Source organism: Alishewanella sp. HL-SH06, assembly GCF_052656265.1.
The window spans coordinates 3352228-3376998 of the sequence record NZ_CP199752.1 but is presented as its reverse complement, the minus strand read 5'-3'; the positions used below and the strand labels follow the sequence as shown (position 1 = coordinate 3376998).

General features: G+C 47.2%; 18 protein-coding genes and 1 pseudogene. 15 read left to right on the top strand and 4 right to left on the bottom strand.

Annotated features, from left to right (window positions below):
• Positions 1-7: 7 nt before the first annotated feature.
• From pilW to ACUJFK_RS15595, 8 genes are all read left to right on the top strand, one after another.
• Entirely contained in the window at positions 8-2065 is a 2058-nt protein-coding gene (gene pilW, locus ACUJFK_RS15630) for a type IV pilus biogenesis/stability protein PilW (protein WP_445425415.1), read from the top strand.
• Positions 2058-3038 (top strand): RodZ domain-containing protein, encoded by a 981-nt coding sequence (locus ACUJFK_RS15625; RefSeq protein WP_445425414.1) that lies wholly within the window; start codon positions 2058-2060, stop codon positions 3036-3038. The genes pilW and ACUJFK_RS15625 overlap by 8 nt, the downstream gene beginning before the upstream one ends.
• Complete coding sequence (gene ispG / locus ACUJFK_RS15620; RefSeq protein WP_226751097.1) at positions 3038-4138, top strand: flavodoxin-dependent (E)-4-hydroxy-3-methylbut-2-enyl-diphosphate synthase; 1101 nt, start codon at positions 3038-3040, stop codon at positions 4136-4138. Before ACUJFK_RS15625 ends, ispG begins: the two co-directional genes overlap by 1 nt.
• A 101-nt stretch (positions 4139-4239) precedes the next feature.
• Positions 4240-5505 carry a histidine--tRNA ligase gene (gene hisS, locus ACUJFK_RS15615; RefSeq protein WP_445425413.1) on the top strand — a complete coding sequence of 422 codons (1266 nt, stop codon included), beginning with the start codon at positions 4240-4242 and terminating at the stop codon, positions 5503-5505.
• 20 nt (positions 5506-5525) lie between these two features.
• Positions 5526-6155, top strand: coding sequence for a YfgM family protein (locus ACUJFK_RS15610; RefSeq protein ID WP_226751099.1), 630 nt, complete (start codon positions 5526-5528; stop codon positions 6153-6155).
• A 9-nt stretch (positions 6156-6164) separates the two neighbouring features.
• Positions 6165-7352 carry an outer membrane protein assembly factor BamB gene (gene bamB, locus ACUJFK_RS15605; RefSeq protein WP_445425412.1) on the top strand — a complete coding sequence of 396 codons (1188 nt, stop codon included), beginning with the start codon at positions 6165-6167 and terminating at the stop codon, positions 7350-7352.
• A 73-nt stretch (positions 7353-7425) separates the two neighbouring features.
• On the top strand, positions 7426-8901 hold the full coding sequence (gene der, locus ACUJFK_RS15600; RefSeq protein ID WP_226751101.1) for a ribosome biogenesis GTPase Der: 1476 nt from the start codon (positions 7426-7428) through the stop codon (positions 8899-8901).
• A gap of 16 nt (positions 8902-8917) precedes the next feature.
• Complete coding sequence (locus ACUJFK_RS15595; RefSeq protein WP_226751102.1) at positions 8918-11176, top strand: arginine/lysine/ornithine decarboxylase; 2259 nt, start codon at positions 8918-8920, stop codon at positions 11174-11176.
• Between the two features lie 255 nt (positions 11177-11431).
• Here ACUJFK_RS15595 and ACUJFK_RS15590 read toward each other — a convergent pair whose 3' ends face one another.
• The gene (locus ACUJFK_RS15590) at positions 11432-12001 is read right to left on the bottom strand and encodes a gamma-glutamylcyclotransferase (RefSeq protein WP_445425411.1); all 570 of its coding nucleotides are present in this window, start codon (positions 11999-12001) and stop codon (positions 11432-11434) included.
• A 269-nt stretch (positions 12002-12270) separates the two neighbouring features.
• Here ACUJFK_RS15590 and ACUJFK_RS15585 point away from each other — a divergent pair, with 269 nt between their 5' ends.
• The 3 genes from ACUJFK_RS15585 (at position 12271) to ACUJFK_RS15575 (ending at position 14673) form a co-directional block, all read left to right on the top strand.
• Positions 12271-13197, top strand: a complete 927-nt coding sequence (locus ACUJFK_RS15585; protein ID WP_445425410.1) for a tetratricopeptide repeat protein — start codon at positions 12271-12273, stop codon at positions 13195-13197.
• Between the two features lie 783 nt (positions 13198-13980).
• Positions 13981-14250: a hypothetical protein gene (locus ACUJFK_RS15580; protein WP_445425409.1), complete on the top strand. Its 270-nt coding sequence runs from the start codon at positions 13981-13983 to the stop codon at positions 14248-14250.
• A 111-nt stretch (positions 14251-14361) separates the two neighbouring features.
• On the top strand, positions 14362-14673 hold the full coding sequence (locus ACUJFK_RS15575; protein WP_445425408.1) for a hypothetical protein: 312 nt from the start codon (positions 14362-14364) through the stop codon (positions 14671-14673).
• Between the two features lie 149 nt (positions 14674-14822).
• Here the strand turns inward: ACUJFK_RS15575 and xseA are convergent, their stop codons facing one another.
• Positions 14823-16160 carry an exodeoxyribonuclease VII large subunit gene (xseA, locus tag ACUJFK_RS15570; protein WP_445425407.1) on the bottom strand — a complete coding sequence of 446 codons (1338 nt, stop codon included), beginning with the start codon at positions 16158-16160 and terminating at the stop codon, positions 14823-14825.
• A 151-nt stretch (positions 16161-16311) separates the two neighbouring features.
• On the opposite strand from xseA, the gene guaB reads away from it, so the two are divergent.
• The 4 genes from guaB (at position 16312) to ACUJFK_RS15550 (ending at position 21624) form a co-directional block, all read left to right on the top strand.
• Entirely contained in the window at positions 16312-17781 is a 1470-nt protein-coding gene (guaB, locus tag ACUJFK_RS15565) for an IMP dehydrogenase (protein WP_445425406.1), read from the top strand.
• Between the two features lie 58 nt (positions 17782-17839).
• Complete coding sequence (gene guaA / locus ACUJFK_RS15560; RefSeq protein WP_229586598.1) at positions 17840-19417, top strand: glutamine-hydrolyzing GMP synthase; 1578 nt, start codon at positions 17840-17842, stop codon at positions 19415-19417.
• A 742-nt stretch (positions 19418-20159) separates the two neighbouring features.
• Entirely contained in the window at positions 20160-20864 is a 705-nt protein-coding gene (locus ACUJFK_RS15555) for an aspartate/glutamate racemase family protein (protein WP_445425405.1), read from the top strand.
• A gap of 52 nt (positions 20865-20916) precedes the next feature.
• On the top strand, positions 20917-21624 hold the full coding sequence (locus ACUJFK_RS15550; RefSeq protein ID WP_445425404.1) for a lipase family alpha/beta hydrolase: 708 nt from the start codon (positions 20917-20919) through the stop codon (positions 21622-21624).
• Positions 21625-22224: 600 nt separating this feature from the next.
• On the opposite strand, the gene ACUJFK_RS15545 is transcribed toward ACUJFK_RS15550, so the two are convergent.
• Positions 22225-23283 carry a S66 peptidase family protein gene (locus ACUJFK_RS15545; protein ID WP_445425403.1) on the bottom strand — a complete coding sequence of 353 codons (1059 nt, stop codon included), beginning with the start codon at positions 23281-23283 and terminating at the stop codon, positions 22225-22227.
• A 203-nt stretch (positions 23284-23486) separates the two neighbouring features.
• A pseudogene (gene srmB / locus ACUJFK_RS15540) lies at positions 23487-24711 on the bottom strand (ATP-dependent RNA helicase SrmB).
• Positions 24712-24771: the final 60 nt, after the last annotated feature.

The following is a 24771-nucleotide window of genomic DNA, read 5'->3' as shown; positions in this document are numbered from 1 at the left end:
AGTGGTAATGCAGAGATTTCCTGTTGTCACCGCGCTTACGGCATTGTTAATACTCTCAGGATGTGTTTCTGAGAGCACTTATGTTGCGAATGAGCGCCAGGTTAGCCAGCGCAGTGTGGATAACACCGAAGCGGCTAGAACCCGAATTTCGCTAGGTTTAAACTATTTGCGTCGTGGCGATACAACGCAAGCGCTTTATAATCTTGAGCGTGCCAAAACGATGGCACCTAATTTGCCAGAAGTGTTTAACGCCCTGGCTTATTATTACCAATCGGTGGGTGAACATACTCAGGCTGAAAACGCTTACAAGCAAGCGATTGCTAAAGATTCAAACAATGCGGATGCTTACAATAACTATGGTGCATTTTTATGCCAAATAGGAAAGTACGCTGAGGCTGAACAGCTGTTGTTATCGGCCATTTCCAAGCCCGGTTATATCCGCGTAGCGGAAAGTTACGAAAATTTAGCCCTGTGTCAGTTAGAACAAAACGGTTTTGAACAAGCCCGAACCTATTTAGGGTTTTCTATCTCACACAATGGCACGCGGATAAGTGCGTTAATCAACAGTGCTTCGGTTAACTATGCCATGGGCAACTTAATTGATGCCAAAGCCGATTTGCAGCGTATTCAACGTTTAGGCCGTGTCTCTGCGCGCAGCACTTTATTAAATTATTTGGTGTCTGAAAAGCAGGGTGATATGGCAACCATGCGCCATGCCGAACAACTATTGCTGACACTGTATATTGATACGGCTGAAGCCAAATTGCTGTTACAGCAACGTACATTGGATAGCGAGTTTGAGCAGTTGCGTGAACGCTACAAGCAAAAACTTCTGGCTAGCATTCAACCTGTGGTTACTGATACACCTGCCGCCAAACAACAGCGGCAACCGGTGGCTAACCCGCAGTTGCGGATACGACGCAAATCGACCGAAGCCGAGCCGGTTAACGATACGCCTGTAGCGAATACGCCTGCTGCTGCGCTAAGCCATAACCTTACACCGCCCACTGCGGCGGTAACGCGTCAGCCAGAGCCGACGCATTCGGTGGCGGATATTGCTAACAGCTTTAGTGCGCAACAAACCAAGCCGGCTGAACTTCCACCGGCTTTACCGGTTGAGCATGTGCTGTTAAATGACGAAACCGTGAATGCTGCCCACAATACATCGGCTGCCACAGCTGAAGAACTCAGTGCTCAAGCTGCGCTCATCACGCAAAACGAGCCCAGCAACAAGACCACAACACCGCGCAGCGATCCGGCGCTGCAAGCAACAAAACTGGAAAGCGCCGTTACTGCGCAACCAAGGTTAAACCCTGCTACAGCCACCAGTGCTGCTCCTGAAGCGCAGCTTACTGCTGTGTCTAATACTCCCACTGCGAGCTCCCAACAAACGGCGCAAGAGCCGTCAGCGGTTACGCCTGCGCTTGACACCAAGAAGGCATTAGAAACATTAACAACAGCAGCTGTGGATAGCGCTGCGCCAAGCATGATGTCAACTGAACCAGCCGCCACGCTGACCGTTCAGCCTGATCCTTTAACGAAACAAACCATGGTGGATACTGCAGAGCCCGCTGTTACAGCGAATTTACCTGCCGCTGATCCTGTTGCGTCATTGCAACCTATCTCTTCTGCACAGCCAACCATAACGATGCCACAAAGCAATAATGAGCTTATTGCTGATATCAGTGATGTGCCTTTTCATCAAGTCGCCGAGGGCGAATCACTTCACAGCATCTCGATAAATTACAATATTTTATTAACCCGCCTGCAAGAGTGGAACGCCTTAACGCCAACCTCTAAATTGCGGGTAGGACAAAAAATCTGGTTAGCTCCGAGTGATGCCCCGCCAGATTCGGGTGCACCGCCAGTGCGATTGGCCAATGCGCAGCCAGTCGATGAATATTTTCATCTGGTTGCTGAAGGTGACACTATGTTTGCTATTTCGTACCGCTATAATATTCGTTTAGAGCGGTTCATGGCCTGGAATGCATTAACGGAACAAAGCCGTTTAACCATCGGGCAAAAACTTTACATTGTGGATCCGGCATCAATTAATCATGACTAATGACGAACAACTTGAAGCGAGCTCAGCACCTGAATTGACGGTCGGTCAGATCTTACGGCAAACACGTGAGAAGCGCGGCTTATCTCTAAAGGATGTAGCACAACAACTAAATTTAAAAGCCGAAGTGTTGCAATGCATAGAAGCCGATGAACCTGATAAAAACATCCTGCCGACCTTTATGCGTGGTTATGTTCGTGCCTATGCGCGGCATTTAAAATTACCTGAGTTGCCGCTACTAAAACAGTTTGAACAGGCGCACCATGTCAAAAGTGCACCGGTGAAAACCATGAAAACCTTTTCTAATCGGCAGGCCAAGCAGCAAACTGAAGCTCGCTTTATGTGGCTGACTTATTTGATTGCCGCTATTTTACTGGCCTCGTTAGCCATTTGGTTTTGGCAGGGCTCGCGTGATTTTGTCACAAGCGATAGCCTACCGACCAGCAGCACAACGCCCGCGCTGACAGAATCGAGCGGGACTATTCCACTTACGCAAACCGCATCACAGCCTAGCAGCTGGGAGTCACCACCAGCGGCCAATAACGTAGCAGATAACAGCAATGAGCCAGAAAGCTTAGTGAGCGAGTCGGTAACGCAAAGCGATTCGTCTGCATTACCCAGCAGTGTGCCCATGGTTGAGCTGGCAGCGCCCATTACCGACACGCTGCTTGCGCCAGAAAACAACGAACTGGCCACAGAATCTTTTGGTGACAGTAACGACAGTGGTTTAGATCGGTTAAAAATGACGTTTGCCGAAAACTGCTGGATTGATGTTGTGGATGCCAGTGGCGAGCGAGTTGCTTATGGCACCAAGCAAGCTGGCTACATTATGGAACTGAATGCCAAGGCACCGTTTGTGATTACCTTAGGCAATCCCAGCGTGGTCGCCATCGAATTAAACCAACAGCCTTATGATATGTCGAAATATCCTGGAGGCCGTGTTGCCAAATTTACTTTGTCAGGACAGAACGAATAATGTTTGCAGAAAATCCGATTAAACGTCGGCAATCTACTCAAATTAAAGTAGGAAATGTATTAATTGGCGGTGATGCGCCAATCGCCGTACAATCAATGACCAATACTCGCACTACGGATGTTGACGCGACCGTGGCACAAATTCGCGCCATTGCAGCTGCTGGTGCTGATTTAGTGCGTGTTTCAGTGCCAACCATGGAAGCTGCCGAAGCCTTTAAGCTGATTAAACAGCAATCGCCAGTGCCTTTAGTTGCCGATATACATTTTGATTATCGAATCGCTTTAAAAGTGGCTGAGTATGGTGTTGATTGTTTGCGCATTAATCCGGGTAACATTGGCAAAGAAGATCGTATTCGCGCGGTGGTCGATGCCGCTAAAGATTACAATATTCCCATCCGTATTGGTGTGAATGGCGGTTCCTTAGAAGCGGATATTCAAGAGAAATACCGTGAGCCGACGCCCGAAGCGCTAGTAGAATCAGCTATGCGGCATGTCGATATTCTGGATCGCTTTAACTTCGACAATTTTAAAGTCAGCGTAAAAGCCTCCGACGTGTTCTTAGCCGTCGGCGCTTATCGTTTACTGGCAAAGCAAATTAAACAACCACTGCATTTAGGCATTACCGAAGCAGGTGGCGCAAGAGCCGGCGCAGTAAAATCGGCCATTGGTTTAGGAATGTTATTGGCAGAAGGTATCGGCGATACACTGCGCATTTCATTAGCGGCCGATCCGGTTGAAGAAGTTAAAGTGGCATTTGATATTTTGAAATCGCTGCGGATCCGTTCGCGAGGTGTTAATTTTATTGCCTGCCCTAGTTGTTCACGTCAAGAATTCGACGTGATTAAAACCATGAATGAGTTAGAGCAACGTTTAGAAGATATTGTTGATCCTTTAACGGTGTCCGTGATTGGTTGTGTCGTCAATGGCCCGGGTGAAGCGTTAATTTCAGATCTGGGTGTGGCCGGCGCCAATCGTAAAAGTGGCTTTTATATCAACGGCGAGCGGCAAAAGCTGCGGTTGGATAACGGGCAAATTGCTGAACAACTCGAGTTTCAAGTACGGCAGTATTTGCAACAACGTATCGCAGTAAAACAACTCTAAGAGTAGGATGCTTGGTGTTTTGCGGCGCAGGCTCTATAATCCCTGCTTTTGCAGACACCTTAGCGGTGCTCTTTGCGTAATAGTTAAACGGAAGCATTATTTTGGCTAAGCAAATTCAGGCAATTCGTGGTATGAACGATTGCCTGCCGCAGGATTCTGGTCTGTGGCAATATGTAGAACAAGTCCTTCGCGACACCGCGGCTAGCTATGGTTACAGTGAAATTCGCTTTCCCATTGTGGAGATGACCGAGCTGTTTAAACGCTCTATTGGCGAAGTCACCGATATCGTTGAAAAAGAAATGTACAGTTTCAACGATCGCAATGGCGACAGCTTAACCTTACGACCAGAAGGCACTGCCTGCTGTGTGCGTGCGGGTAATGAGCACGGCTTACTGTATAACCAAGAACAACGCCTGTGGTACACCGGCCCGATGTTTCGTCATGAACGGCCGCAAAAAGGCCGCTATCGCCAATTTCACCAATTTGGCTTAGAAGCTTTTGGTATTGGCAGTGCTGATATTGATGCGGAAGTGATCATCTTAAGTGCGCGTTTATGGCAAAAGCTGGGTTTAACCCCTTATGTGAGCTTAGAGCTGAACTCATTAGGCTCGAATGAAGCGCGCGCGGCCTATCGTGATACCTTGGTAGCCTATTTAGAACAGCATAAAGATCTGCTGGACGAAGACAGCTTGCGTCGTTTGTACAGCAACCCTTTACGGGTGCTGGACAGCAAAAACCCGGCCATGGCCGAGATGCTGGCCGCCGCACCAAAGCTAGCCGATCATTTAGATGCAGAGTCAACAGCGCATTTTAATCAATTACAAGCACGCTTAACTGCGGCGGGCATTAGTTTTACCATTAATCCTCGCCTTGTGCGCGGCTTAGACTATTACAATCGTACCGTGTTTGAGTGGGTAACCACAGAGCTGGGTTCGCAAGGTACCGTGTGTGCCGGTGGTCGTTACGATGGTTTAGTCGAACAGCTTGGCGGCAAACCTACGCCGGCCGTTGGTTTTGCTTTAGGTTTAGAGCGCTTGATTTTATTACTGCAAACATTAGAGTTAGCGCCAATATTAGCCCCAACCGCAGATATTTATCTGATGGCAATGGGTGAGTCTGCGGAACTTGCAGCTGTTAGCGTTGCCGAAAGGCTGCGTAGCGATTTGCCGACCAAACGTGTTATCTTGCACTGCGGTGGCGGCAATCTAAAAAAACAATTTAAAAGGGCTGATAAATCAGGTGCCGAATTAGCACTGATTTTAGGCGATGAAGAACTGGCCCGTGGCGAAATCACCTTAAAATGGTTACGTCAGGATCAGCCACAACAAACCTTGAAACTGAGCGAATTGGCTCAGCATCTGGCCTGAGAGCATAACGGAGTAGTTAGGTGGAAATTTACACAGACGAAGAACAACAGGTTGAAGCCCTCAAACGGTTTTGGAATGAATATGGCAAAGCTATTTTTGGTGGTGTAATTATTGGTGTAGCTGCCTTGTATGGCTGGCGCTTTTATCAGGCTGAACAGCGAGCTAGCGCCGAAGCCTTATCCAACAGTTATGCTCAACTGGTGCAAAAACAAGCCAGTGAGGATGATTTCTTAGCTGAAGCGCAAACTTTTATTAGCGAGCAAGGTAATAATAATTATGCCGTGTTCGCGGCGTTATTAGCGGCGAAAGATGCGGTGACCGCTGAGAATTTTGCCGAAGCGATTAAGCAGTTAAGCTGGGTACAGCAAAACAGCAAAGACGCTAGCGTTAAGGCGATTGCTCAGTTACGTTTAGCTCGTGTACAACGTCAAACAGGTGACTATACCGGCGCTTTAGCAACCTTAGAGCAAGCTGTACCATCCAGTTTTGTTGGGCAACAAGCAGAGCTGAAAGGCGATGTGTTACAAGCTACGGGTGATTTAGTCGCGGCGAAAGCGGCTTATCAAGTCGCCTTTAGCAATGCCGGCCAAAATACGCAATTATTGCAGATTAAACTTGATGAGCTGGCGCACATCACCGCTGCGAACTAAGGGGCCGATATGAAATTTGCCTTAAAACATGCGGCGTTGGCGTTGATTTCGCTAACGTTGATTGCTTGTTCTAGCAAAGATAAATTAGTACTGCCCGATATCGAAAATCGCATTAGCCCCAAGAAAGTGTGGTCGATGCAAGTCGGTGACGGCGTTGGCCATTACGAATCAGGCTTAAAGCCACTGATTTTAGATGACAAAGTGTTTATGGCCAGCCGTGAAGGCATCGTGGTGTCAGCAGATCTAGCCACAGGCAAACGCTTATGGACCTTTGATCTACGCCAAAACGCGCAAGTGTCTGCTTGGCAAAAATTAAATTTAAGCTGGTCTGAAGGTAATGCCCGCATTGCTGGTGGTATTAGCCAAGGTTACGGCAAGCTTTTTTTAGGTACTGAAAATGGCGAAGTGGTTGCGCTTGATGCGGTTACGGGCAGTTTAGTTTGGCGTGCGCAAGTGCCGGGTGAAGTGTTAGTGAGTCCTGCGGTTGGCGATGGCTTTGTGGTAGTTAAATTAGGTACCGGTACGCTTTTGGCATTAAACCCAGATGATGGCGAGCAGCGTTGGGTGTTTGAAAACGAACAGCCTCCTTTAACGATCCGCGGTGTCAGCGAGCCGGTTATTGAAAGCGGCGGCGTTATTTACGGTAATGCGAATGGTCGTATCGGCGTATTGTTAGTGGATCGTGGTTTCCAAGCTTGGGAAGAAACGGTTGCGACACCTAAAGGCAGTACCGACTTATCACGTTTGGTCGATGTCGATGCTAAGCCGTTAGTCGTTGGGGGGACAGTTTACACTATCGCCTTTAACGGTGAGTTATTTGCACTAGATCTGCGTTCGGGTCAGCAATCTTGGAAGCGCGATTATGCCAGTTTCCGCAATATGGCGATCAGCGGTTCAGTGATTTATCTGGTCGATTCTGAAGGTCGTATTTATGCGGTCGATCGTCGTAATGGGTCGGAGATCTGGAGTCAAACCGGTTTACATAAACACTTTTTAACTGGCCCTACCGTGTATAAAGACTACCTGGTTATCGGTGATAGCAAAGGTCATTTGCATTGGTTTGATCGCAACACTGGTGACTTTGTTGCCAGACAAAGCTTTGATGATTCGGGCTTTTATCGTGAAGCTGTTGCCAATAATGACTATATAGTCGTCACAACTCGTGATGGTGAGCTAGTATTATTACAAACGCCTTAAACTGCGTATTAATCTACTTAACAGAAAACAGGCCTAAACTGAGGCCTGTTTTCTTATTTTTGAGGTTGACTAAATGTTACCTGTAGTTGCCCTGGTTGGGCGCGCCAATGTTGGCAAATCAACACTGTTTAACCGTTTAACCCGCACCCGCGATGCGCTTGTTGCTGACTTTCCGGGATTAACACGTGATCGCAAATATGGCTCGGTCAACTTCGAAGGCATGGAGTTTATTGTGGTGGATACCGGTGGTATCGACGGCAATGAGCACGGCATTGAAGTCGAAATGGCTGATCAATCGTTAAAAGCCATTGCTGAAGCCGATGTTGTGCTGTTTCTTGTCGATGCACGCGCCGGTTCAACGGTGGGCGATCAAGCGATTGCGGCTCATATTCGTCGGGTCGAAAAACCCGTCTTTTTGGTTGCCAATAAAACCGATGGTCTAGACGCAGATACCGCCGTTGCCGACTTTTACAGTTTGGGCATAGGCGAAGTTTATCCCATAGCGGCTGCACATGGCCGAGGTGTTTCTTCCTTGTTGCAACATGCCTTATTGCCGTTCTTGCAACAACAAAAAGACGAAACGGCTAGCGAAGATTCTGTGATCAGTGATTACACGGATGTCTCTGAAGAGGACGCTGCCGCAGAAGCGGCCAGACTGCGTTCTGAACATATCAAGTTAGCCATTGTTGGCCGGCCTAATGTGGGTAAATCGACACTGACTAACCGTATTCTGGGTGAAGAGCGGGTAGTGGTGTTCGATATGCCGGGTACCACCCGCGACTCAGTGTATATTCCGATGCAGCGTAATGAGCGTGATTACACCTTGATTGACACTGCGGGTGTGCGTCGCCGTGGCAAGATTGATGACATGGTCGAGAAGTTCTCGGTTGTTAAAACATTGCAAGCGATTGAAGATGCTAACGTGGTCATTTTGGTATTGGATGCTCGTTTAGGCATTTCAGATCAAGATTTGAGTATCTTGGGCTTCGTATTGAATGCCGGGCGTTCCTTAGTGTTAGCGGTTAACAAATGGGATGGCTTAAACGACGGTGTGAAAGACGAAATTAAACGCGAGTTAGATCGTCGCCTTGGTTTTATCGACTTTGCCCGCTTACATTTTATTTCTGCTCTGCATGGCTCTGGCGTGGGTAATCTATTCGACTCGGTTGAAGAAGCCTTTGATTCTGCGACGAAACGCGTTAGTACCTCGTTATTAACCCGCATCATGAAAATGGCGCAAGAAGATCACCAGCCACCGATGGTGCACGGTCGTCGCGTTAAATTGAAATATGCGCATGCCGGTGGTTATAACCCACCGATTATTGTCATTCACGGTAACCAAGTAAAAGATTTACCGGACTCGTATAAGCGTTATTTGATGAATTACTACCGAAAAGCGCTGCAAATGATGGGTACGCCAGTGCGTATAGAATTCCGTGAGGGTGAGAACCCCTATACGCCCACTAAGAAAAATACTGAGACTGCGCTGCAAAAGTACAAGCGTGAGCGCTTAATGAAAGCCCGTCAAAAAGTGGCTAAAAAAGATTAACAGCAAGGACTAACAGATGAAATTCCGTTTTCCGGTTATTGTAATAGACGAAGATTTCCGCTCAGAAAATATTTCAGGTTCGGGTATTCGTGATCTCGCCCAAGCGATTGGTGGCCATGGTTTTGAAGTAGTGGGTTACACCAGCTATGTTGATTTAACCGCTTTTGCCCAACAAGCGAGCCGCGCATCTTGTTTTATTTTGTCGATTGATGACGAAGAGTTTGGCAGTGGCAGCAACGATGATGTGAATAAAGCGCTGATTGAGCTGCGTGCTTTTGTTAAAGAAGTGCGTAAGCGAAATGCCGATATTCCGATTTTTTTGTACGGTGAAACCCGTACCAGTCGGCATATACCGAATGATATTTTGCGCGAGCTACATGGTTTTATTCATATGTTCGAAGATACGCCTGAGTTTGTCGCGCGGCATATTATTCGTGAAGCTCGTAAATATTTAGACGCCTTAGCGCCACCATTTTTCAATGCGCTGATGGATTATGCCCAAGACAGTTCATACTCATGGCACTGCCCAGGTCATTCTGGTGGCGTGGCATTCTTAAAAAGCCCGGTTGGCCAAATGTTCCACCAATTCTTTGGTGAAAACATGCTTCGGGCTGATGTGTGTAACTCGGTAGATGAATTAGGCCAACTGCTTGATCACACTGGGCCTGTGGCCGAAAGTGAAGCGAATGCGGCGCGTATCTTTAATGCCGATCATTTGTTCTTTGTCACAAACGGGACCTCCACCTCGAATAAGATGGTGTGGCACTCTGTGGTGGCACCCGGTGATATCGTGGTGGTTGACCGTAACTGCCATAAATCGATTTTACACTCGATCATTATGACCGGTGCTATTCCGGTGTTTTTAATGCCCACCCGTAACCATTACGGCATTATTGGGCCTATTCCGAAAAGTGAGTTTTCGCCTGAAGCCATTGCCAAAAAGATTGAAGCTAATCCGTTTGCTCGCAATGCCAAGAATAAAAAGCCGCGTATTTTAACCATTACTCAAAGTACCTATGACGGTATTTTGTATAACGTGGAAGAAATTAAGCAAGAGCTTGGCTCAACAATCGACACCTTGCACTTTGATGAGGCGTGGTTACCACACGCCAGCTTCCACGAGTTTTATCATGAAATGCATGCTATTGGTAAAGATAGACCGCGCTCGGAAGAAACGCTGGTATTTGCTACGCAATCTACCCATAAATTGTTAGCCGGTTTATCTCAAGCTTCGCAAATTTTGGTACAAAATGCTGAAAAGCGTAATTTAGATACGCACCGCTTTAATGAATCTTATTTGATGCACAGCTCGACCAGCCCGCAATATGCCATTATTGCTAGCTGTGACGTGGCTGCGGCGATGATGGAAGCACCCGGCGGCACGGCGCTGGTGGAGGAGTCGTTGTTGGAAGCCATCGATTTTCGTCGGGCGATGCGCAAAGTCGATGACGAATTTGGCGATGATGATTGGTGGTTTAAAGTATGGGGCCCCGATATTCTGCCAGACGAAGGTATTGGCCATCGCGAAAAGTGGGTGTTACATGCCACCGATAGCTGGCACGGTTTTGGTGATATCGAGTCAGGCTTTAATATGCTGGACCCGATCAAAGCCACTATCATCACCCCAGGTATGAACTTGCATGGGCAGTTTGATGAAACCGGTATTCCGGCAGCAATTGTCAGTAAATACTTGTCTGAGCACGGTATTATTATCGAGAAAACCGGCCTGTATTCATTCTTTATTATGTTTACCATTGGTATTACCAAAGGTCGTTGGAACTCTATGGTGACCGAGTTACAGCAGTTTAAAGACGATTACGACCAAAACTTGCCGTTATGGCGCGTCATGCCAGAGTTCGCGGGTAAGAACAAGCGTTACGAAAAAGTCGGTTTACGCGATCTGTGTCAGCGCATTCACAATATGTATCGCAAGTATGACGTGGCCAAAGTGACCACCGAAATGTACTTGTCGCAAATTGATACGGCGATGACACCGGCCGATGCTTGGGCGAAAATGGCGCACCGTGAAATTGAGCGAGTGTCGATTGATGAAATCGAAGGGCGGGTAACGGCCATGTTAGTGACGCCGTATCCACCAGGTATTCCACTGATGGTACCAGGTGAACGTTTCAATAAAACCATTATCAACTACCTGAAGTTTACCCGTGCGTTCAATGGCGAGTTCCCCGGTTTTGAAACCGACGTGCACGGTTTAGTGCGTGAGTTGGTTGACGGTGAAGTGAAGTACTTTATTGACGTGGTAAAAGAAGCTTAAGCAAAACTGCTATTGCGTTATTTAAATCAAAGGTCGCCTTGTGCGCAATGCAAGTCAGTTAAGCATGACCTGTTTGCTCTAAATCAACCGTTGAAGGCCATGGATGGCCGGAATCGAGCCTCAGGGATGATTCATGGCGTGTTGATGTGAGCAAACTGCGTCATGCTATACGTTAAACTGATCGGTATTAGCCTAATGCGACCTTTTTTTATGCGTTTGATTTAAACTCGCAGGCTTATGTTAATACATGGTATCTCACGCTAGCAGGTTTAACAGTTCTCGCTCTATCGCAAATACATGCTCATCATGTTCACCCAACTCACGTAGCGAAGCGGCCAGCTGCAGTAAATACTCGCTATTCGGGCCACTTGGGCCAGCACTTACCGCAATATGTGCCGCAATGGCCGCATCACTGTCTGGGCCTAAATAAGCTTCATTATCGGCGCTGGCTAAATAGACCAAGCCTGTTGTTTGGCCGGGCTCATCTTGCCAATGTAATTCAGTAAAAAAGCGCAGATAACCATTCTTCTCACGATGGTCTAAGTGAGTAAAAGTTTGAGGCGTCACCTGATAGGCCATGCCAGCACAGCGCTCACCAGGGGCTTCTATTAGCGTTAAAACACGACCAGGTGTCTCTGGTGTACCACGATGATCATGTGAGCCTTGCCAAAAACGGCGCTGCCAGCCATAAATACAGGCAGGCTTGCGCTGTAGATAAGGAAAATCTGCCTTATAAATCAATGAGCCATAGCCAAACAGCCACACCGACTCGAAGTGATCAAGTGGCTGGCGTTGCTGATTTAAAGCGATGGTATTGTGTGACATAGCACTCCGTACAGCTGAAATTAAAAATGTTCTTAATCATTAAGCGTAACAATTCGCTGCTCATAAAACGATAATAAGTATTTGAGAATATCACAAAGCAGCCTGTTTCGAGTTTTTGCCAGAAAGTCGTTTTGGGATTTCACCCTGCAATAAATTAGATGTCTAGTTAAATGTAAGTGAATTAATTTAATTATTTTGTTACTTAAGGTTGCTTTTTTGGATTTGCGAGCCTAATGTTTAATCAGGTTTTTTATTGATAAGGATTGAAGATGAAGCATTTTAATAAACATTTATTATTAACTGGCTTAGTGGTTTTGCCTTTTTTGTTTCCCTTACAAGTACATTCAAATGCTCAGGTCTCCACTCACTTACTGTGTAGCGATGATCAGTGTGAAAGTGAAATTGTTAAACTCCATAAAATGGCGCGTTACAATAACTACCCTGCAATGACCTTACTCAGTATGATCTACGCGACAGGCGACGGCCGTGAGGTTGATCACAAAAAAGCGTTAAGCTACTTAGAGCGTGCAGCGGGGAGTCAACACCCGATGGCCGTGTTTACCTTATCGGAATGGTATCGAGAAGGTTTTGTTGTAGAACAAAATTTAGCACAAGCTGATGCATTATTAGCGCAAGCGGTATCACTTGGACATGTGTCTGCACAGTATAAAAAGACTTTATTGTTATTACAGCAGGCTGATGCCGCCAATGCCGATGAAGCCAACGTTTTTGCAAATGAAGCTATCACCTTATTGCAACAGGCCAGTGACCAGCGTTCCGTTGAAGCGATGTTTTTGCTAGCGAGGTTGAAACAGCAAGGTCTCTTTACCCAGCTTGATTTAGAAGGCGCTGCTCAGCTTTTTAAACGCCTAATGATATCGGGCCATGAAGCCTCCAGACCTTTCTTGCAAGAAACGATTGCCATGCTGGCAACGAAACCCGACACCGCAGGGTTAGTGGCCGATTTACAGCAAGCTTATGCAGTAGAGGTCATTAAGGTGTCAACCAATGACCTCAATCCCGATTCCATATTATCCGATGTAATTGCACAACTTCAGCGTAAAGGTGTTTACTCTAAAGGCAGTGCATCAATGGTGACTACCGCTTGTGGTGTGAGTTTTAGCTGTAATGCTTTTGCCGCAGAAATGGGGCCCAAGTTAACTAATCAAGTTATAACCGGTGAACCGAAGCGTTAACGTTTTTGCCGTTGGCGAGGTACTTTCTTTTGCGTCGCCAAAAGAAAGTACCTAAAGAAAATGCGACCACTTCCCTCGAAAGCCCTACTGCTCCTGCTATAGCCCAAGGCGAAAAGGTTACTCTTGCGGCGCAGCAGCGCCGCACTCAAACATCCGTTAAGACCTTGACCAACGATGTACAGTCGGCTCGCCACAGAGAGGGGAAACCTTTGAGGTCAGAAACAAATCTTTTCGCAAGGTTGCCCGGCTTGTAAACTAATGGGATTAACAGTAATAAACTGTCATGGCTTTTGAAAAACATTTGGGTGGAACTGAACGAGTTAACAGCGAAGTCAACGTTGGCTGGGGACGTCTTTTTCAGGGATGAAAAAGAGGAGCATACAGGGACGTATTTACCGCGTGCTCCAGCCGACTGTTTACGCAGCGTTTAACGTTTCGTAAGCTTCAAACTTTAAGTCAGATACCGAAATACTTCGTTTTCGCCATTGGCGAGGCACTTTCTTTTTTCTGTTCTAGATGAATATTTCTTTAAAACAAAGAGCATGACTGAAACTTCTTAATAATTTGGTCAATTTAATAACTAATTATCTTTTCAATATGTTGATTTTCGGTAAACTCCTAAGTATAAATTTGTTTAGCCTTTTGGACGCTGCTAAGAGGTCTACTTAATAGCGGTTAGGCCTTTAAAAGGAACTTAAAGAAATGAGATGTTTGTTAATAATTTTTTCGTTAGCCATATTCACAGGGTGTGCAACAACACCAATCTTAACCACAGCCGACACGATGCAAATAATAAAAGCCGCTGCAGACTCTGCCCCAGCTGGCGTTTATGGAAAATACACCTTATTAATTCAATCTACTGGCTCGCAAATTGGCGATGATCGAATCTTTCTAAACACAGAATTAGATTACAGAGACCAAAGAAATATCACTATTGCTCTGTCCCATGATGCTGTAAAAGAATTAAATGACCACGCTGGGCAACCTACAGGTAAATACTATTACCAGACACATATTCGTGTCACTCAAGTGTCTCAAATTAAAGTGTTATAAAGCCATGCCTAACACGGCGCTGTTGTCCCTGCTACCATGGTTTGGACGGCTTATGCTGCGTTCTAGCAGCCCCAAAGTTTTGCTTAAGACAGACAAACAAGGAAGGTCAAAATGAAATCGGAAATCATAACAATCAACGTAGCTCAAACAGCAAAAACACTGTCGTTCCTCACTGCACTCATCAGTTCACTAATAGCCGTTATAGGTATAGTGTTATTAGCCGCCGGCGTCGAAACTACAATCGCATTCAGCTACATAATTTCGATAACGGTTAACAGTAACGGGGGCAAGCTTTTCTTATTTTTATGCTTACCCGTGTTAACTTTTGCAGCTACTTATATATCAGTCGCTATTTTTTGTATCGCATACAACTTCGTGGCAAAAAAAACCGGCGGAATAGCCTTTCAAACTAAGCTTCAATAAAGGTATGCCTGACAATACGCCGAGCAATATCATGCCTCATTTGGCCAGTGAGCGTGATGTTCAAACGCATTGTTTACAATACCATCAAGCATATCTGTTGATAAAAAAGACTCATTTAAATAGGTTGTTGAAGATGGCTTATCTTCCCCTTATTTATGAATCACTTCTGTCACCGTTGCCATAAAGCGGCCCTCTGCTAAACGCGTACTGATAGTATCGCCTAACTTTAGTTGTGAGCTGCTGGTAATAGCTTGTTCTGTGGCATTAAAACTTATGCTGTATCCACGAGCTAGGGTGGCGAGTGGGCTAACGGTGTGCAGTTGGGCACTGAGTTTCGCCAGTTTTTGTTGTTGCTGTTTTACCTGTTGTTGCTGCGCGTGCTGCAAGCGGCGTTGAAGTTGCTGCAACAGGTTGTGTTGTTGTTTTAAGGTTTTAGCGGGCGAGAGATGCAGCAAGCTTTGTTGTAAATAGCTGTGCTGGCGTTTAGCTTGCTGTAACTGTAGCTGCATCACCCGTTGTAAGCGCAGTTGTAACTCATCGAGGCGCTGTTGCTGTTGTTCTAAACGGCGTTGTGGGTGCAGTTGTTGTAAGCGTAGCTGTAACTGACTGAGCTTGGGTGTCAGCCTTTGTAAAAACAAGCGCTGGGCTCGAACTAAGCGGCTCGACAGTTGTTGCAGTTGCAACACAAAATGGCTTTGATCGGGTGACACCAGTTCAGCCGCCGCGGAAGGGGTTGCCGCCCGCACATCTGCTACAAAATCGGTGAGTGCAAAGTCAATTTCGTGTCCCACGGCACTGACAATCGGAATAGGGCACTGCGCAACGGCTCTGGCCAAGGCTTCGTCGTTAAAACACCACAAGTCTTCTAACGAACCACCACCACGGCCAATAATTAAGACGTCAACCTCATCACGCTGAATGGCCGTACTGAGCATTTGCCGTAGCTGCCCAGCGGCGCTGTCACCTTGCACTTGGCATGGGTAAACGATCACCTTAATACCGGGGGCACGGCGTTGCAGCACAGTAATAATATCGCGCACGGCGGCACCGGTGGGTGAGGTAATTACGCCGACGGTGCGCGGATTAGCCGGTAGCGCTTTTTTGCGCTCGGCTGCAAATAACCCCTCGGCAGCCAGTTTATTTTTTAACTGTTCAAATTGTTGTTTTAATAAACCATCGCCGGCGGGCTCAAGAAAGTCGGCTAATAACTGATACTCGCCGCGCGGTTCATAGACACTGATCCGGGCGCGTAATAGAACCTGTTGACCATTTTGCGGTCGGATCAGTGCATTGCGATTGGCTTGCTTAAACATCGCCACTTTTACCTGCGCTGCCTGATCTTTTAAACTGAAATACCAATGCCCGGACGCGGCCGCCACAAAATTCGACACTTCACCGCTTAACCACAATTGCTGAAACTGTAATTCGAGGGTCAGGCGTACTTCGCTATTTAAACGGGAAACGGTATAAATCTCAGACTGCTGCATGATTAACTCAACGACTTGTTCATGCCCTTAGTGTACGTTATCAAACCTTATCCTGACAAAAAGAAAAAAGCGTTTGTTCTGTTGCACTATTTCCGCTAAAATTGCACCGCAACATTCCCTATCTTTTCATCCACACAGCGAGATTGTTGCAATGCTCAGGATCATTAAAGAAGCTTTAACCTTTGACGACGTGTTATTGGTTCCGGCGCACTCCAATGTGCTACCCCACACCGCTGATTTACGCACTCAGTTAACCAAAACAATCACGCTTAGCATTCCTATGGTTTCCGCTTCAATGGACACTGTAACGGAAGCACGCCTTGCTATTGCCTTAGCGCAAGAAGGCGGCCTTGGTTTTATTCATAAGAATATGACCATCGAAGAGCAAGCAGCCAATGTACGCAAAGTAAAAAAATACGAGAGTGGCGTAGTATCCGATCCGGTTACCGCACTAGCGGATATGACGGTGCGTGATGTTCAAGCCTTAGCCGAACAACATGGCTTTTCAGGTTTCCCCGTTTTAGACAAACAAGGCGAGTTAGTCGGTATTGTTACCGGTCGCGACATGAGCTTTGAAGCAAATTTGCAAGCCAAAGTAACTGCGGTGATGACGCCACGGGAAAAACTGGTCACGGTAAATGAAAACGCGCCACGAGAAGATGCCTTAAAACTGATGCACCAACATCGGATTGAAAAGGTGTTGGTGGTCGATGATCATTTCAAATTAAAAGGTTTAATCACAGTTCGCGATTATTACAAAGCCGCCAGTAAGCCCAATGCCTGTAAAGACGAATTAGGTCGTTTACGCGTGGGCGCTGCGGTCGGTGTAGGCCCAGGTACAGACGAGCGCATCGCGGCGTTAGTTGAAGCCGGTGTGGATATTCTGTTAATTGATACCTCGCACGGTCACTCTGAAGGTGTGTTAGAGCGTGTAAGACAAACGCGTGCTCAATATCCCGAACTTCAAATCGTGGCAGGTAATGTCGCAACAGCCGAAGGCGCAAAAGCGTTAGCTGAAGCGGGTGCCAATGCTGTTAAAGTAGGTATCGGCCCAGGCTCAATTTGTACTACGCGCATTGTTACTGGCTGTGGTGTACCACAAATTACCGCTATCTCTGATGCCGTTGAAGGTGTGCAAGGTTTAGATGTGTGCATTATTGCCGATGGCGGCATTCGCTTCTCTGGTGATATCGCAAAAGCCTTAGTGGCTGGTGCAAATTGTGTGATGGTGGGCTCTATGTTTGCCGGTACGGAAGAAGCACCAGGCGAAGTAGAACTGTATCAAGGGCGTTATTACAAATCTTACCGTGGTATGGGCTCATTAGGCGCCATGGCACAGCGCAATGGTTCATCAGACCGTTATTTCCAAGGCAGCAATAATGCCGAAAAACTGGTTCCTGAGGGTATTGAAGGTCGAGTGGCTTACAAGGGCCCAATCGAAACCATCATTCACCAGCAAATGGGCGGTTTACGCTCTGCCATGGGCTTAACCGGAAGCCCAGATATCAACACGCTACGTACCAAGCCTCAGTTCGTTAAAGTGACGTCTGCAGGCATGGGTGAATCGCACGTGCATGATGTGCAAATCACAAAAGAAGCACCAAACTACCGTTTAGGGTAACTGTTTTTTGCTATCAGGGCTGACTTAGGTCAGCCCCTGTACTTTTCAAAAGGTTAGTATGAACAAGAATATTCATCATCATCGCATTCTGATCCTCGACTTCGGTTCTCAATATACCCAGCTGATTGCCCGCCGCGTGCGTGAAATTGGTGTTTATTGTGAGTTGTGGGCGTGGGATGTTACTGAAGCACAAATTCGTGAATTTAATCCAACCGGTATTATTCTATCGGGTGGCCCAGAAAGCGTGACTGAGCAAAACTCGCCACGTGCCCCGCAATATGTGTTTGAAGCGGGTGTGCCCGTGTTAGGCATCTGTTACGGCATGCAAACCATGGCTGAGCAATTAGGCGGCAAGGTGCAAGGCTCTGATCTGCGTGAATTTGGTTATGCTCAGGTTGAAGTGGTTGCTCCGAATGATTTATTCGCCAAGATTGAAGATCACATTGGCGCTAACGGTAATGCCTTATTAGATGTTTGGATGAGCCACGGTGATAAAGTGGTTGAAATCCCAGCCGGTTTTGAAACCTGTGCCAGCACGGCCACTTGTCCACATGCCGGTATGGTGGATGAGGCGCGTCAGTTTTACGGTGTGCAGTTTCACCCAGAAGTCACGCACACCCGCCAAGGCCTAAGGATGTTACAACACTTTGTTGTAGACATATGTGGTTGTGACCGCCTTTGGACACCCGCGACCATCATTGAAGATGCGGTGATCCGTTTAAAGCAGCAAATTGGTGATGACCAAGTTATTTTAGGTTTATCCGGTGGTGTCGACAGTTCTGTTGTGGCCATGTTGCTGCACCGCGCTATTGGTAAAAATTTGACCTGTGTCTTCGTTGATAACGGCTTGTTGCGTTTAAACGAAGGCAAGCAAGTTATGGATATGTTTGGTGATCACTTTGGCTTAAATATCATTAAAGTAGACGCCGAAGATCGTTTCCTAGACGCCTTAGCCGGTGAAAACGAGCCAGAAGCTAAACGTAAAATTATCGGCCGTGTGTTTGTTGAAGTGTTCGATGAACAATCGCAAAAACTGGAAAACGCCAAGTGGCTGGCGCAAGGCACTATTTACCCTGACGTCATTGAATCTGCCGGCTCTGCTACCGGTAAAGCGCATGTGATTAAATCGCACCATAACGTCGGTGGCTTACCGGCGCATATGAAGTTGGGCTTAGTTGAGCCGTTGCGTGAATTATTCAAAGATGAAGTGCGTAAAGTCGGTTTAGAGCTGGGTTTACCTTATGACATGCTTTACCGCCATCCTTTCCCAGGCCCAGGTTTAGGGGTTCGGGTATTGGGCGAAGTGAAAAAAGAATACTGCGACCTACTGCGGCGTGCTGATGCGATCTTTATTGAAGAGCTGCATAAAGCCGACTTATACAACAAAGTCAGCCAAGCTTTTACGGTTTTCTTGCCGGTAAAATCGGTGGGTGTGATGGGCGATGCGCGTAAGTACGATTGGGTGGTATCACTGCGTGCGGTTGAAACCATCGACTTTATGACTGCGCATTGGGCGCATTTACCTTATGATTTACTGGGTAAAGTGTCTAACCGTATTATCAATGAAATCAACGGTATTTCCCGTGTGGTATATGATATTAGTGGTAAGCCACCCGCGACGATTGAGTGGGAATAATGGTTATCGCTTAAACTGCAAAGCTTAAGTGGGTTAAAAAGGCGCTGCTGCGCCTTTTTTGTTGGTGACCGTTTAGTGGATTGAACGTTTTCGCCATGGGCGAGATACTTTCTTTTGCGTCGCCAAAAGAAAGTATCCAAAGAAAATGCGACCCAATTTCGCTCGAAAGCCCGGCTGCTCATGCGTTGTCCAAGGCGAAAACGTAACTCGCGCTATGCTTCGTCGCCGCACTCAAACACCCGTTTTCTTAAAACCTTGGTCAACGATGATCAGTCGGCTCGCTACAAAGGGGAGGGTAAGAACTGGAGTAGAGCGAGTTAACTCGCGCGGCGCTAACGTCGCCGCACTCAAACACCCGTTTTCTTAAAACCTTGGCCAACGATGATCAGTCGGCTCGCTACAAAGGGGAGAATGATTATCTCAAAGCAAAGATCTAAGTTCGGAGTAAAGCGAGTTAATAGCAAAGTAAACTTTGGCTGGAGACATCTTTTTCAGGGATGAAAAAGAGGAGCGTACAGGGAGGTATTTACCGCGTGCTCCAGCGGAAGCTTTACGCAGTGTTTAACGATTTCGCCGTGGGCGAGATACTTTCTTTTGCGTCGCCAAAAGAAAGTACCCAAAGGACAAACTTCGAGGTTAGATACCGAGAGCCAAGTAGCTGCTGTGCAAAGCTTCGCGGGGTATTGCAGAGAAAGGCCTTTTACGTCATGGTATTGCTTCTGAGAACCATTGGTGGCTTAACATGAAAACGATTGGTTTAATTGGCGGGATGAGTTGGGAGTCGACCGTACCGTATTATAGGTTGCTTAATCAGGGTGTTAAGCAACAGTTGGGTGGGTTGCATTCGGCTAAATGTATTTTATACAGTGTCGATTTTCAGCAGATTGAACGTTTACAACATGCGGGTGATTGGCAAGGCGCCGGTGAGGTGTTAGCTGAAGCGGCTGTAGCACTGGCTGCAGCAGGTGCAGAGGTTATAGTGCTCTGTACCAATACCATGCATAAAGTTGCTGCTCAAATTGAAGCTGCGGTGGCTATCCCGCTGTTACATATTGCCGATGCCACCGCAACCGCCTTGCAGCAAGCTCATTGTAGCCGTGTTGGTTTGCTGGGAACTAAATTCACCATGGAGCAGCCTTTTTATCGAGAGCGCTTAAGTGAAAAGTACGGTGTCACGGTGCTGTTACCAACTGAAGCTGAGCGTGATCGTTTGCATCAGATTATTTATCAAGAGCTCTGTCAGGGAATACTTAAACCGGAATCAAAGCAGTTAGTGCGGCGGGTGATGGCCGGTTTAGCCTTGCAAGGTGCTGAGGGAATTATCTTGGGTTGCACTGAAATAGGTTTATTAGTCAGTCAAGCTGATGCCGCTGTGCCGTTGTTTGATACCACGGCACTGCATGCACAAGCGGCTGTAGCATTCGCGTTAGCCGATACGGTGAGTTAAGCTGATAACACTACGCGGCTGCTAGGTCGAAACACTAAAAAAAAGAGACAGTATGAATTACCTGTTTGCCATAATTCTGCTTTGCTTTAGCGCGCTATTACAGGCTAAAGAGTGCGCGATCTTATTGCATGGCTTAGCGCGTAGTGCTGATGCCATGCAGGTGTTAGAAAAACGCTTACAGCAGGCCGGTTATGTGGTCAGTAATGTCGATTACCCCTCAACGCAGTACCCTATTGAACAATTAGCAGCATTGGCCGTTGATCAGGGGCTGCGTCATTGTCAGCAGCAATCCGCACAGCCAGTGCATTTTGTTACGCATTCGCTAGGTGGCATCCTTGTGAGATACTATTTAACGCAGCAGCCTATTGCTCATCTTGGCCGCGTGGTCATGCTTGGTCCGCCTAATCAAGGCAGTGAGGTCGTGGATAATTTAAAAGATGTGCCCGGGTTTGAATTATTGAATGGCCCAGCAGGTCAGCAGCTTGGTACGGATGAAGCGAGTATGCCGAAACGCTTAGGTCCGGTCGATTTTGAGTTAGGCGTGATTGCCGGTACGCAAAGTATCAATTTGTTGCTTTCGACAATGTTGCCCAACCCGGATGATGGCAAAGTGTCACTGGAGTCAACTAAAGTTAAGGGGATGACAGATTTTATTGCCTTACCGACTACGCATCCGTTTATGATGAAAAACGATGCGGTGATCGCGCAAACGTTGTATTTTTTGCAACACGGAGAGTTTGAACCGCTTGAATCAAAATGACGGTTTTTTTACTGATTAAATTCGTGCTTAACGTTTTCGCCGCTGGCGAGGTGCCGCTTCGGGGGCAGATACAGACCCTTGGTGTTTTCGCCGTTGGCGAGGTACTTTCTTTTGCGTCGCCAAAAGAAAGTACCCAAAGAAAATGCGACCCCACGTTGCCGCGAGAGCCCGGCTCAACCTAACCCGACCAAGGCGACGAGGTAACTCGTTCGGCACTACCGTGCCTCGCTCAAACACCCCTCGTCTTAAAACCTTGGCCGGGCAAGGCTGACCGGCTTGCAACGTAATGGGATTAACAACGGAGCACAGCGCTGTCAGAGTTGATGTGGATCAGGTTTGGATTGTTGGTAACTGCTCGCAGTAAACGTTGGCTGGAGACGTCTTTTTCAGGGATGAAAAAGAGGAGCGTACACGGAGGTATTTACCGCGTGCTCCAGCCCGCGTTTTACGCAGTGAGGTCATGCTAGAAGAATAGGCTAAAGCTTTCGCCGTTGGCGAGGTACTTTCTTTTGTTTCGCTAAAAGATAATCTCACCGTGAGGTGAGATCTATACTTGCCGGTGAGACTGCTAGGAATGACCCTAGCAGTCAGCTTGTTCGGTTAGCGTTGAAATACCGGCTCGAGTAAGCGTAGGGTGCCGGCATTGGCATCCAGTTCTACTTTTGCGCCTACCGGTAAAATAAATTGCTTGGGAATATGGCCTATCATCGCGCCGCGATAAGCTGGAATACCCAGCGGTTTTATATAGTCTGCAAAGATCTCATCCAGCGTTAAACTGCCCCAACCATTGCCTGGGGTGCAGCGGTTACAATCACCAAATACAAAGCCTTTGATTTTATCTAGCGCGCCCATCAATTTTAGCGTGCTCATCATGCGGTCAATGCGGTAGGGCTGCTCTTCAATGTCTTCTAAAAAGAGAATCTTATCTTGAAAATCAGATAAGTACGGCGTACCAGCCAAGGAGGTCAGAACCGTTAAGTTACCACCAATCAGCTCGCCTTGCGCTTTGCCTAGGGTTATCACGCGGGTGCGGTTTTCGCGGTTAACCAGTTCGCCTTTGCTTTCTTGTTCATTTTGGTAAGTGAGCAATTCTTGCTGGAAAAACACTCGTTCGAATTGATCCACATTAAAGGCATTCCAACTACCAATACCATTGGGGCCATGAAAACTCACTAAACCGGCTTTAGCCAGCAAGGCATTATGCAGCGCAGTGATATCGGAATAACCCAGTAACGGCTTAGGGTTGCGCCGGATCATCTCATAATCAAGCAGCGGCAGAATACGCGCGGCACCTGAACCACCACGGGCACAGATAATGGCTTTTACCTCGGGATCGGCAAACATGGCGTTCAGATCGCTGGCGCGATCCGCATCACGGCCAGCTAAATGACCATGACGCTCGGTATAAAAACGACCGGCTTTAACGTTAAAGCCCAGCGCCTGCAGTACTTCAGTGGCGATAACTAAATCTTCTTGGTCGGCAACGGCGGCGGATGAGGCAATTAAGCCAACGGTATCGCCTTTTTGTAACCGTTTCGGCAAGATGCGACCGTTAGTGGCTAAGGTTGTGCTGGCCGCTTGTGCCGTGAGGCTACAACCGACTAATGGTAATACGCTAAGTGCGGCTGCACTGCTTTTTAGAAATTGACGTTTATCCACCGACCGCTCCGCTAATAATAATTTATTCCTATTGATAGCATGCTTTTGGAATAATTACAGCGGATTTGACTAAAAATTGCGTTGATGCGTTGGGCTAAAAAGATAAAAGGGAGTGGGGCAACGAACCTGGTGTTGAAAAGCATAGAGCGAGGGGAAGACGGCCAATAAGTGCGATTACCTATTGGCCAAAAACAACGTGGTAATTATTTTTTAGGCGCTTTTTTTGCCAGCTTTTTGGCCGCTAATTTACCTGGCTTTTTCTTTTTTACTTGCGACTTTCGCTTCTTTATTTTTGGCGCGAAGCCCCTCAATGTTACGACGTTTAAGTTTTTGCTCAGTATAGCGTTCTACTTTGGCAACAATACTCATATCGTGTGCTTCGACTAGCGAGATCGCCGTCCCTTTTTTACCGGCGCGACCTGTGCGGCCAATACGGTGCACATACACATCGGCGCTACGTGGCATATCAAAGTTAATCACATGGCTGATGTCGTCAATATCCAAACCGCGCGCCGCTACGTCAGTCGCCACTAAGATGCGTACTTGGTTATTGGTAAAACGTGCTAAAGCTTGCAGCCGTTTATCTTGCGGCATTTCACCTTGTAACCAGCAACAGCGTAAACCGGCCGTTTCTAATTGCCCCGACAACGTGGCTAAACGCTCACGGGTTTTCACAAAAACGATCGCCTTGGTCACGTCTTCTTGCTGCAAAATATGAATTAACATAGCGAGCTTGTGGTTAATGTCATCGGCTAAATGACACCATTGCAGTATTTTGGCTTTTTCTTTGCGCGATGGGTGCGCTTCAATCCGCTCTGGCTCTTTTAACGAATGACTGGCGAAACGCTCTAACGTGGCGCCTTCTAAAGTGGCAGAAAACAGCATCGTTTGCCGGCGGCGGCGCGCTTCTAACACGATACGGTTCATCTCACCAACAAAGCCCATATCGAGCATCCGATCCGCTTCATCGAGGATCAGTACTTCCACTTCATCCGCTTGAAAGCTTTCTTCATCGAGATATTCAATCAGTCGACCAGGGGTGGCGACTAAGATGTCATTGTTTTTTTCAAGCGTGTCTTTATGGCTACCATAGTTCACACCGCCGGTAATTAAACCGATGTTCAGAGTCGTATGTTGGCTGAACTGACGGAATTCATCATACACTTGGTAAGCGAGTTCGCGGGTTGGTGTCATCACTAAAACCCGCGCAAAACCCGGATCGCGGCGCGAGAAATCTAATAAATATTGAATAGCGGGTAACACAAACGCCAACGTTTTACCCGTGCCGGTTGGGGCAGACGCCATAATATCGCGGCCCTCTAACGCCAGTGGCAGCGCCAGTTGTTGGATCTGAGTGGGCTCGCTAAAACCGGCCGTTTCGAGTGCGCGATTAAGGGCGTCGTCGAGTTGAAACTCGGCAAATGACATGGGTAGTACCTCAAAGTTATGCTGTTTCCTTATGACATCGGCTGGCACTCAGGCTAAACT

Bases quoted from the DNA above. Each gene is read 5' to 3' on its own strand.
- pilW (WP_445425415.1), top strand. From the start codon at position 8: ATGCAGAGATTTCCTGTTGTCACCGCGCTTACGGCATTGTTAATACTC.
- ACUJFK_RS15625 (WP_445425414.1), top strand. From the start codon at position 2,058: ATGACTAATGACGAACAACTTGAAGCGAGCTCAGCACCTGAATTGACG.
- ispG (WP_226751097.1), top strand. From the start codon at position 3,038: ATGTTTGCAGAAAATCCGATTAAACGTCGGCAATCTACTCAAATTAAA.
- bamB (WP_445425412.1), top strand. From the start codon at position 6,165: ATGAAATTTGCCTTAAAACATGCGGCGTTGGCGTTGATTTCGCTAACG.
- der (WP_226751101.1), top strand. From the start codon at position 7,426: ATGTTACCTGTAGTTGCCCTGGTTGGGCGCGCCAATGTTGGCAAATCA.
- ACUJFK_RS15595 (WP_226751102.1), top strand. From the start codon at position 8,918: ATGAAATTCCGTTTTCCGGTTATTGTAATAGACGAAGATTTCCGCTCA.
- ACUJFK_RS15590 (WP_445425411.1), bottom strand. From the start codon at position 12,001: ATGTCACACAATACCATCGCTTTAAATCAGCAACGCCAGCCACTTGAT.
- ACUJFK_RS15585 (WP_445425410.1), top strand. From the start codon at position 12,271: ATGAAGCATTTTAATAAACATTTATTATTAACTGGCTTAGTGGTTTTG.
- ACUJFK_RS15580 (WP_445425409.1), top strand. From the start codon at position 13,981: ATGCAAATAATAAAAGCCGCTGCAGACTCTGCCCCAGCTGGCGTTTAT.
- ACUJFK_RS15575 (WP_445425408.1), top strand. From the start codon at position 14,362: ATGAAATCGGAAATCATAACAATCAACGTAGCTCAAACAGCAAAAACA.
- xseA (WP_445425407.1), bottom strand. From the start codon at position 16,160: ATGCAGCAGTCTGAGATTTATACCGTTTCCCGTTTAAATAGCGAAGTA.
- guaB (WP_445425406.1), top strand. From the start codon at position 16,312: ATGCTCAGGATCATTAAAGAAGCTTTAACCTTTGACGACGTGTTATTG.
- guaA (WP_229586598.1), top strand. From the start codon at position 17,840: ATGAACAAGAATATTCATCATCATCGCATTCTGATCCTCGACTTCGGT.
- ACUJFK_RS15555 (WP_445425405.1), top strand. From the start codon at position 20,160: ATGAAAACGATTGGTTTAATTGGCGGGATGAGTTGGGAGTCGACCGTA.
- ACUJFK_RS15550 (WP_445425404.1), top strand. From the start codon at position 20,917: ATGAATTACCTGTTTGCCATAATTCTGCTTTGCTTTAGCGCGCTATTA.